Below are 9,508 nucleotides of genomic sequence, written 5' to 3'. Positions count from 1 at the left end.
GTGGGGTGGTTTTCGGGGAGGGGGTGTTGGCGGGGGTGGTTGCGGTGGCGGGGTTGGCTTGGGGGACTCGGGGGTTGCATCTGGATGGGTTGGCTGATCTTGCGGATGGGCTGGGGAGCGGGAAGGAGGGGGCGGGGGCGCTGGAGGTGATGAAGCGGTCGGATATCGGGCCGTTCGGAGTGGTCGCTGTGGTCTTGAATGTGTTGCTGCAGGTGGGGGCCTTGGCGCAGTTGGGGTCGCGGGAGGGGGCGGTGGTGCTGGGAGTGGCGTGTGTCGCGGGGCGGCTGGCGGTGACGTGGGCGTGCCGGGAGGGAGTGCCGTCGGCCCGGGAGGATGGGTTGGGGGCGCTGGTCGCGGGGACGGTAGGGTGGTTCGGGGCCATGACCGCAACCGCAATTACTGTCGGGCTGACTTTTCTGGCCATGTCACGAGATGGCTGGATTTATCTCCTCATCGCGGTTGGCTCCGGGCTAATTGTGGCGTGGGGAGTCCGGCGACGGGCGGTGCGCAGGTTGGGCGGCATCACCGGTGACGTGCTCGGATCCCTCGTCGAGGTGACCACCACGACGGTCTTGGTGACCGCCGCGGCCCTGCTTACCTGATCTTTGACAGCCCCCGGACGATTGGTAGGACGAACCCTCGTTTATGCGTACCGTGAAAGCCCAGCTAGCATCGGCCCAGTGACCACAGTGCGCGTCAATGCATCTGCCACGGTCTCCATCGAGACCAGTGCTCTCGTTATCGGCATCCACGCTTCCCCGGACGGTCCACAGACCGCTCCCGGTGCCGACGGCCTCGATCAGGCGCTCGGCGGACAGCTCGCCGCCACCCTGATCGCGATGGGTTTCACCGGCAAGGCCGAGGAGATCGCCAAGTTCCCCACCTTCGGCGCCCTGCCCGCGCCGATCGTCGTCGCGGTCGGCCTGGGCGACGCCCCCGAAGGGGACTACAAGGCCGAGACGCTCCGCCGGGCCGCGGGCGCCGCCGTGCGCTCCCTGGCCGGCACTCCGGACGCGACCTTCGCGCTGCCCGCCCCCAGCGCCACCGAGGTGGAGGCGATCGCCCTGGGCGCCCTGCTCGGCGCGTACGGCTTCAGCAAGTATCAGACCAACGGCCAGCGCAAGGCCCCGGTCGGCGAGGTGGTCGTGCTGACCGAGGCCGAGGGCGCCGAGGGGGCCGCGCAGCGGGCGGCCACCCTGGCCGAGGCGGTGAACCTGGTCCGCGACCTGGTGAACACCCCGCCGTCGGACCTGTGGCCGGCCAGGCTGGCCGAGATCGCCGAGGAGACCGCGGGCAAGGCGGGCCTGTCCGTCGACATCCTTGACGAGATCGCCCTCAAGGACGCGGGCTACGGCGGCATCGTCGGCGTCGGCCAGGGCTCCGCGAACCCGCCCCGGCTGGTCCGCGTGGCATACGCGCACCCCGAGGCCGGCAAGACGATCGCGTACGTCGGCAAGGGCATCACGTTCGACTCGGGCGGCCTGTCGCTCAAGCCCGCCGCCAGCATGGACTGGATGAAGTCCGACATGGGCGGCGCGGCCGCGGTGCTCGGCGCGGTGCTGGCGGTGGCCAGGCTCGGCCTGAAGGTCAACGTGATCGGCTACCTGTGCCTGGCCGAGAACATGCCGTCCGGCACCGCCCAGCGCCCCTCCGACGTGCTGCACACCTACAGCGGCAAGACCGTCGAGGTGCTGGACACCGACGCCGAGGGCCGGCTGGTGCTGATCGACGGCATCGCCCGCGCGGCCGAGGACGCCCCGGATCTGATCATCGACGTGGCCACCCTGACCGGTGGGCAGATCATCGCGCTCGGCTGGCGGACGTGCGCGGTCATGTCCAACGACGACGACCTGCGCGAAGAGATCGTCGAGGTGGCCCAGGCGCAGGGGGAGGGCGCCTGGGGCATGCCGCTTCCCGAGGAGCTGCGCAAGGGCCTCGACTCGCCGATCGCCGACATCGCGAACCTGAACCCGGAGCGCTGGGGCGGCATGCTCGCGGCCGGGATTTTCCTGCGCGAGTTCGTTCCCGACGGCGTCCGCTGGGCACATGTGGACATGGCGGGTCCGGCCTTCAACAAGGGCGAACCTCATGGCTACACGCCGAAGGGCGGAACAGGCGCCCTCACGCGTACGTTGTTCGGGATCGCGGAGCGATACGCGCGGTAGCGCCCGCGTCTGAACCACGATCTTCAGTGACAAGTGAAAAGATGCCGTCACAACGGCACGTGAAAATCATTAGGGAGCTTTCCAGTGGCTGATGGCAGCGGCCCCTTCGACATTGTCGTCCTAGGTGGCGGTAGCGGCGGTTACGCCTGTGCCCTGCGGGCGGCCGAGCTCGGCAAGAGCGTGGCGCTGATCGAGAAGGGGAAGGTCGGCGGCACCTGCCTGCACAACGGGTGCATTCCCACGAAGGCGCTGCTGCACGCGGCGGAGCTGGCCGACCAGGCCCGTGAGGGTGAGGCGTTCGGGGTCAAGACCCGCTTCGACGGGATCGACGTGCCGGGCGTGCTCGCGTACAAGGACAAGGTGGTCAACGGGCTCTGGAAGGGCCTGACCGGGTTGATCAAGAGCAAGAAGATCACCGTGATCGAGGGCGAGGGCCGGGTCACCGGGCCGAACCAGGTCACCGTGGACGGGCAGGTCTACGAGGGCAGGAACCTGGTGCTGGCCACCGGGTCGGTGGCCAAGTCGCTGCCCGGCCTGGAGATCGACGGCAGCAAGGTCATCACCAGCGACCACGCCCTGGTGCTGGACCGGGTGCCCACCTCGGTGGTGGTCCTCGGCGGCGGCGTCATCGGCGTCGAGTTCGCCAGCGTGTGGCGCTCCTTCGGCGCCGAGGTGACGATCGTGGAGGCGCTCCCCCACCTGCTCCCGCTGGAGGACGAGGCCAACTCCAAGCTGTTGGAGCGTGCCTTCCGGCGGCGCGGCATCAAGTACGAGCTCGGCGCGCGCTTCGACAGCGTGAAGACCACCGACACCGGCGTGGTGGTCTCCCTGGAGAACGGCAAGACGCTGGACGCGGAGCTGCTCCTGGTGGCGGTCGGCCGCGGCCCGGTCTCCGCCGGTCTGGGCTTCGAGACCGCCGGGGTGACCCTGGACCGCGGCTACGTCCTGGTGGACGAGCTCTGCCGGACCGGCGTCCCGGGGGTGTACGCGGTGGGCGACCTCATCCCGACCCCGCAGCTGGCCCACGTCGGCTTCGCCGAGGGCATCCTGGTGGCCGAGCAGATCGCCGGTCTGAACCCGGTGGCGATCGACTACGACGGCGTGCCCCGGATCACCTACAGCGAGCCCGAGGTCGCCGCGGTGGGCATCAGTTCCGCGCAGGCACGTGAGCGCGGCTTCGACGTGGTAGAGCTGACTTATAACCTGGCCGGGAACGGGCGGAGCAAGATCCTGCAGACCCAGGGCGAGGTCAAGGTCGTGGCCGAGCGCGACGGCCGGGTCCTCGGCGTGCACATGGTCGGCGGCCGGGTCGGCGAGCTCATCGCGGAGGCCCAGCTGATCTACAACTGGGAGGCGACGGCGAGCGATGTGGCCCAGCTGATCCATCCGCATCCGACCCAGTCGGAGGCTCTCGGCGAGGCCATGCTGGCCCTGGCCGGCAAGCCGCTGCACGTCCACAACTGACAAGCCCTCATAGGAAAGACTCATCATGCCTGTCTCCGTAACCATGCCCCAGCTCGGCGAGAGCGTTACCGAGGGCACCGTCACCCGCTGGCTGAAGAAGGAGGGCGACCACGTCGAGGCCGACGAGCCGCTGCTCGAAGTCTCGACCGACAAGGTCGACACCGAGATCCCCTCGCCGTCCGCGGGCTTCCTGACGAAGATCGTCGTGGCCGAGGACGAGACGGTGGAGGTCGGCGCCGAGCTGGCGGTCATCGACTCCGCCGCCGGTGGCGCGCCCGCCGCCGAGGCCCCGGTGGCGGCTCCCGAGCCGCTGCCCGAGCCGGAGCCGCTGCCCGCGCCCCAGGCCGCCGTCCCGCCGCCCGCCCCGGCCCCGGCGCCCGCGCCGCCGCAGCCGCCGATCTCGTCGATCCCGCAGCCCGCGCCGCAGGCTCCGCAGCCGCCGCAGCAGTTCCCGCAGCCGCCGCGGCCCGCGCCGCAGGCGTACACGCCGATCACCACGACGCCCGCGACCGAGCCGGCGCCGCTGCCCTCCGGCGAGAGCCCGTACGTGACGCCGCTGGTGCGCAAGCTCGCCCACGAGCACGGCGTGAACCTGGAGACGCTGTCCGGCACCGGTGTCGGCGGCCGGATCCGCAAGCAGGACGTCATCGAGGCGGCCCGGGTGCAGCGGGAGCAGGCCGCCGCCGCGGCCGCCGCGCGCCAGGCCCCCGCGCAGGCGCCCGCCGCCCCGGCCGCGCCGGTCCAGGCCGCTCCCTCGGCGCCCGAGCCGGTCCAGGTGGACACCACGCTGCGGGGCACGACCGAGAAGATGTCGCGGCTGCGCAAGGTCATCGCCGAGCGCATGATGGACTCGCTGCACACCACCGCGCAGCTCACCACCGTGGTCGAGGTGGACGTCACCCGGATCGCCAAGCTGCGCCAGCAGGCCAAGAGCGCGTTCGAGGCGCGGGAGGGCGTGAAGCTGTCGTTCATGCCGTTCTTCGCGCTGGCGGCGGTCGAGGCGCTGAAGGTGCATCCGAAGCTGAACGCGGTGATCAACGACGAGACCAACGAGGTCACCTACCACGACGTCGAGAACCTCGGCATCGCGGTGGACACCGAGAAGGGCCTCATCGTCCCCGTGGTCAAGGGCGCGGGCGACCTCAACATCGCCGGCCTGGCCCGCAAGATCGCCGACGTGGCCGAGCGCACCAGGACCAACAAGATCAGCCCCGACGACCTGGCCGGGGGCACGTTCACGCTGACCAACACCGGCAGCCGCGGCGCCCTGTTCGACACGCCGATCCTCAACAAGCCGCAGGTCGGCATGCTGGGCACCGGCGCGGTCGTGAAGCGCCCCGTGGTCGTGGACACGCCCGAGGGCGAGGTCATCGCGGTCCGCTCGACGGTGTTCCTGGCGCTCACCTACGACCACCGCCTGGTGGACGGCGCCGACGCCGCCCGCTTCCTCACGACGATCAAGCGCCGCCTGGAGGAGGGCCGCTTCGAGGGCCAGCTCGGCCTGGCCTGAGCTCTCTCGCGAACATCCGGCCGTAGACGAGCCCTTCGCCGATACCCGGCGAAGGGCTCGTTCTTTTCGGGCGCATCCGAACGTGGTTCCGCCGTCGAAGGAACTACCGTGGGTGACATGACGATCGTGGTGACGGGTTCCTCCGGGCTGCTGGGCTCGGCTCTGATCCGGGCGCTGACCGCCGACGGCCGCCCGGTCCGCCGATTGGTACGGCACGAGCCCGCCGCCCCTGACGAGGCCTTCTGGAACCCCGAGGAGGGCATCCTGGACCCGTCGGTGTTCGACGGCGCGGACGCGGTCGTGCATCTGGCCGGGGCGGGGATCGGCGACAGACGCTGGACGCCCGCGTACAAACGGAAGGTTCTGGAGAGCCGCACGCGTGGCACGAGCATGCTGGCCGCGGCGCTGGCCGGGATGGGCGCCCCGCCGGAGGTGCTGCTGTCCGGCTCCGCGGTGGGTTTCTACGGCGACACCAGGGACCGCGCGGTCGACGAGCACGACCGGCAGGGTGAGGGTTTCCTGGCCGACGTGGTCGCCCAGTGGGAGGGCGCGACGGCTCCGGCGGACGAGGCGGGCATCCGCGTGGTCTGCCTGCGCTCCGGCGTGGTCCTCAGCAGGTCCGGCGGCGCGCTCGCCAAGGTGCTGCCCATCTTCAGAATGGGCCTGGGCGCCCCCCTCGGCACCGGCCGCCAGTACTTCTCCTGGATCTCCCGCACCGACTGGGTCAACGCCGTCCGCTTCCTCCTACAGAACGAGGAAATTTCGGGCCCCGTCAACGTGACCTCCCCCGAACCGGCCACCAACGCCGACTACACCAAGGCCATCGGCCACGCCCTGAACCGCCCGACCCTGCCCATGCCAACCCCCGCCTTCGCCCTGCGCCTGGCTCTGGGTGAGTTCGCCGGCGAAGGCGTACTGATCGGCCAGCGCGTGCTCCCCCGCGTCCTCCTGGACGCCGGCTACCACTTCACCGAACCGGACCTGCCCACAGCGCTGAAGGCCGCGCTCAACGATTGACCGCGTACCTGGTCAGAGGTTGTAGCCGCCGGAGACTTCGATGTCTTGGGCGGTTATCCAGCGGGATTCCTCGGCCAGCAGGGTCGCGATCACCATGCCGATGTCGTCGGGTTCGCCGAGGCGTCCGAGGGCGGTCTTGGCCGCGATCGCGGGGATCACTTCGGGGTAGTGTTCGAACGCGTCGCCGGCGATGCGGGTGCGGGTGGGGCCGGGGGAGACGGAGTTGACGCGGATGCCGCGTGGGCTGAATTCCTTGGCCAGGTAGCGGGTCAGGACGGCCATGCCGCCCTTCATGGTGCCGTAGGCGGAGTAGCCGGGTTCCAGGACGGAGAGCCGGGCCGAGCTGCTCGTGGTGTTGACGATCGCGCCGCCGTCGGCCAGCAACGGCAGCAGGGTCTGGGTCAGGAAGTACGGGCCTTTGAGCAGCACCCGCATGAGGGTGTCGAACATTTCCTCGGTCGTGTCCTCGAACATCGCCATCTGGCCGAATCCGGCGTTGTTGACGAGGAAATCGAACGTGTCCCGCTGCCAGGTGTCGCGCAAGGCCGCGACGACGGACTCGCGGAAAGCCGGAAACGTCTCCGAGTCGCCGACGGCCAGCGGCAGCGCAACGGCCGTGCCGCCTTCTTTCTCGATCATCGCCACCGTGTCCAGCGCTCCGGACTCGTTGTTCTGATAGGTAAGGATCACCCCCGTGCCGCGCTTGGCGATCTGGATGGCGGCACTCTGCCCGATACCGGAGCTGGCACCGGTGACAATGGCGACCTGCATGATTTATCACCTGTTCATTCATGGAGCAGATCAACGCTCTGTGGGATTTCGGTACTTCCATCAGAGCATCTCCACGTGCACATATGATAGAAAGATGCTCTTCAGTCCTTGCACAATCCTCTAATTGCCAGTAGTCGACATGGCTGAGGACAGGGCTGGCGCCGGTGTGTCGGAGGCCGGGTGCAGGACCCGGGCGAGCCAGTCGTGGCGGGTGCGGCGCGCCGCGGCCGAGACCTGCGCCTGGGGGTAGAGCGCGTCGAAGCCGTGGAAGCCGCCCGCCCAGATGTGCAGTTCCGCCTGGCCGCCGGCCGCCCAGATTCTGCTGGCGTAGGTGACGTCCTCGTCGCGGAAGACCTCGGCCGTGCCGGCGTCGATGTAGGTGGTGGGCAGGCCGGAGAGGTCGTCGGCCACCGCGGGTGAGACGTAGCTCGGCACGTCGCCGTCGGCGAGGTCGCCGAGGACTGAGGCCCATCCGAACTGGTTCATCTCGCGGGTCCAGACACCGGGCTCGCCGCCGTACTGCCGGGTGGAGGGGGTGTTGTCGCGGTGGTCGAGCATGGGGTAGATCAGCATCTGGGCGGCGATCGGCGGGGTGCCGCGGTCGCGTGCCATCAGGGTGGTTCCGGCGGCGAGGCCGCCGCCGGCGCTGGTGCCCGCGACGACGATGCGGGTGGGGTCGATGCCGAGGTCGGCGGCGTGCTCGGCGGTCCAGAGCAGGCCGTGGTAGCAGTCCTCGACCAGGGTCGTGCCGGTGACCTCCGGCGCCAGCCGGTAGTCCACGGAGACGACGACGGCGCCGAACAGGTCGAGCCACTCCAGCGGGATGTCGATCTGTGCGAAGCGGTCTCCCATGACCATGCCGCCGCCGTGGATCCAGTAGACGCACGGCGCCGCCGTGGGGCGATCGGCGGGGCTGAAGATCGACAGCGGGATCCGCGAGCCGTCCGGGGCAGGGATGGTCAGCTCCTGGTGGTTGACGGCGCGGCCGTCGAGGAGGGTGCCGATGGGCGTCGACGGGAACCCGCGCAGTTGAGCGAGCACCTCGGGGGTGAGTTCGGACATGAGCGGCATGTCGGCGAGCAGCGCGCGCAGCTCGGGGTCGAGGTCGGGTCGTACCGGTGCCATGAGGGGTTCCTTTCGCTGGGTTTGGCTGGGATCTCAGAAGTTGGCTTTGCCGCCGACGGGCACCTCGTCGGCGTACTGGGAGTCGCCGGCCAGCAGCGGCTGCAGCTTCGCGACCAGCGCCTGCGCCTGTTCGGTCGCGAAGAACCGGCTGTGAGCCTCCTGGCTGGTCCAGCCTTCGGTGACGTAGACGATGTCCGGGTTGCCGGCCGAGCGGCCGACCAGGAAGACGACGCAGTCCTCGTTCGGCAGGGACGGCGCGTTGAGCAGGAGCTCGACCACCTCGTCGGCCTTGCCGGGCTGTGCGGTCATGGTGGCGTGAAAACCGTGGTTGACGGCCATGGCGTATCTCCTCATTCGTGGAGCGGTTTTGCGCTCCTGGGATATCGATAACCCCATGTAAGCATCGCTACCTGGGGAGACGTTAGAACGATGCTCTTGACCTCTTGCCTGATTCTATCGTTGCGGCGAGTATCGGTTGGTGCTTCAATCAGGTCATGGCCCTTGATGAGCTGCGCGCGTCGCTCGCCCGGCATGCCCGACCCGACACGACCACCGCCATCGACAGCGTCCTGATCTCGAAGGTCGAGCGGCCGGCTCCGCCGTCGCCGTCGATGACGGGCACGGTGCTGGCGCTCATCGCGCAGGGCGCGAAACGCATCGCGCTGGGCGACCGCGTGTACGAGTACCGCGCCGGGCAGTACCTCATCGCCTCGGTCGACCTGCCGATCACCGGCCACTTCACCGAGGCCAGCCCCGAGCGCCCAGCGCTGGGCTTCGGCCTGACCCTGCGCCCGGCCACCGTCGCCGAGCTGCTGCTGCAGGCGCCCCCCGGCGACCTCCCGCCCGCCGTCGGCGGCGCGCCGTCCGGCCTGGCCGTCAGCGACGCGTCCGACGAGCTCATCGACGCGGTGATCAGACTGCTGCGCCTGCTCGACCAGCCACGCGACATGGCGGTGCTCGCGCCGCTGATCAAACGGGAGATCCTCTGGCGGGTCATCACCGGCGAGCAGGGCGCCGTGGTCCGGCAGCTCGGCCTCGCCGACAGCAGCCTCACCCACGTCGCCAGGGCGGTCCGGTGGATCCGCGATCACTACACGCAGTCCTTCCGGGTGGAGGACGTGGCGCAGATGTCCGGCATGAGCGTGTCCGCCTTCTACCGCAACTTCCAGGCGGTCACCGCGATGAGCCCGATCCAGTTCCAGAAACAGATCCGGCTGCAGGAGGCCCGGCTCCTGCTCGCCACGCATCCCAATGACGTCACCGGCGTCGGCCTCCGCGTCGGCTACGACAGCCCGTCACAGTTCAGCCGCGAGTACCGCCGCCAGTTCGGGGCGCCGCCCAGCCAGGACGCCGCCCGCCTGCGCGGCTCCGCGCCAGCCCTGGCGTAACTGGTCGGAGCGACTGCCCATGAAAGCGGCGACCAGCCATTCTTGATCTCGTCGTAGCAGGATTTCAT

The 9,508-nt window shown here is 69.8% G+C and carries 9 protein-coding genes; 6 read left to right on the top strand and 3 right to left on the bottom strand.

What is annotated here, in order from left to right; translation table 11 throughout:
* The 5 genes from ABGB08_RS22810 to ABGB08_RS22790 all read left to right on the top strand — a co-directional run.
* Positions 1-602 (top strand): adenosylcobinamide-GDP ribazoletransferase (locus ABGB08_RS22810; RefSeq protein WP_347593413.1); only part of this gene is annotated, 602 nt, incomplete at its 5' end.
* Between the two features lie 78 nt (positions 603-680).
* Entirely contained in the window at positions 681-2,165 is a 1,485-nt protein-coding gene (locus tag ABGB08_RS22805) for a leucyl aminopeptidase (protein ID WP_347593411.1), read from the top strand.
* Positions 2,166-2,249: 84 nt separating this feature from the next.
* Positions 2,250-3,629, top strand: coding sequence for a dihydrolipoyl dehydrogenase (gene lpdA / locus ABGB08_RS22800; RefSeq protein ID WP_347593409.1), 1,380 nt, complete (start codon positions 2,250-2,252; stop codon positions 3,627-3,629).
* Positions 3,630-3,654: 25 nt separating this feature from the next.
* Positions 3,655-5,139: a 2-oxoglutarate dehydrogenase, E2 component, dihydrolipoamide succinyltransferase gene (gene sucB, locus ABGB08_RS22795; protein WP_347593407.1), complete on the top strand. Its 1,485-nt coding sequence runs from the start codon at positions 3,655-3,657 to the stop codon at positions 5,137-5,139.
* A 117-nt stretch (positions 5,140-5,256) separates the two neighbouring features.
* On the top strand, positions 5,257-6,156 hold the full coding sequence (locus tag ABGB08_RS22790; protein ID WP_347593405.1) for a TIGR01777 family oxidoreductase: 900 nt from the start codon (positions 5,257-5,259) through the stop codon (positions 6,154-6,156).
* A gap of 12 nt (positions 6,157-6,168) precedes the next feature.
* Here ABGB08_RS22790 and ABGB08_RS22785 read toward each other — a convergent pair whose 3' ends face one another.
* The 3 genes from ABGB08_RS22785 to ABGB08_RS22775 form a co-directional block, all read right to left on the bottom strand.
* Entirely contained in the window at positions 6,169-6,927 is a 759-nt protein-coding gene (locus ABGB08_RS22785; protein WP_347593403.1) for an SDR family oxidoreductase, read from the bottom strand.
* Positions 6,928-7,047: 120 nt separating this feature from the next.
* Positions 7,048-8,052, bottom strand: a complete 1,005-nt coding sequence (locus tag ABGB08_RS22780; protein WP_347593402.1) for an alpha/beta hydrolase — start codon at positions 8,050-8,052, stop codon at positions 7,048-7,050.
* Between the two features lie 33 nt (positions 8,053-8,085).
* Positions 8,086-8,391: an antibiotic biosynthesis monooxygenase gene (locus ABGB08_RS22775; protein ID WP_347593401.1), complete on the bottom strand. Its 306-nt coding sequence runs from the start codon at positions 8,389-8,391 to the stop codon at positions 8,086-8,088.
* A 155-nt stretch (positions 8,392-8,546) separates the two neighbouring features.
* On the opposite strand from ABGB08_RS22775, the gene ABGB08_RS22770 reads away from it, so the two are divergent.
* Complete coding sequence (locus tag ABGB08_RS22770; protein ID WP_347593400.1) at positions 8,547-9,440, top strand: AraC family transcriptional regulator; 894 nt, start codon at positions 8,547-8,549, stop codon at positions 9,438-9,440.
* Positions 9,441-9,508 lie beyond the last annotated feature (68 nt).

Origin of the sequence: Acrocarpospora sp. B8E8, assembly GCF_039871605.1 — a bacterium.
GTDB classification, from domain to species: Bacteria; Actinomycetota; Actinomycetes; order Streptosporangiales; family Streptosporangiaceae; genus Acrocarpospora; species Acrocarpospora macrocephala.
The sequence above is the reverse complement of the archived record's forward strand: the minus strand, read 5'-3'. Positions and strand labels throughout refer to the sequence as shown.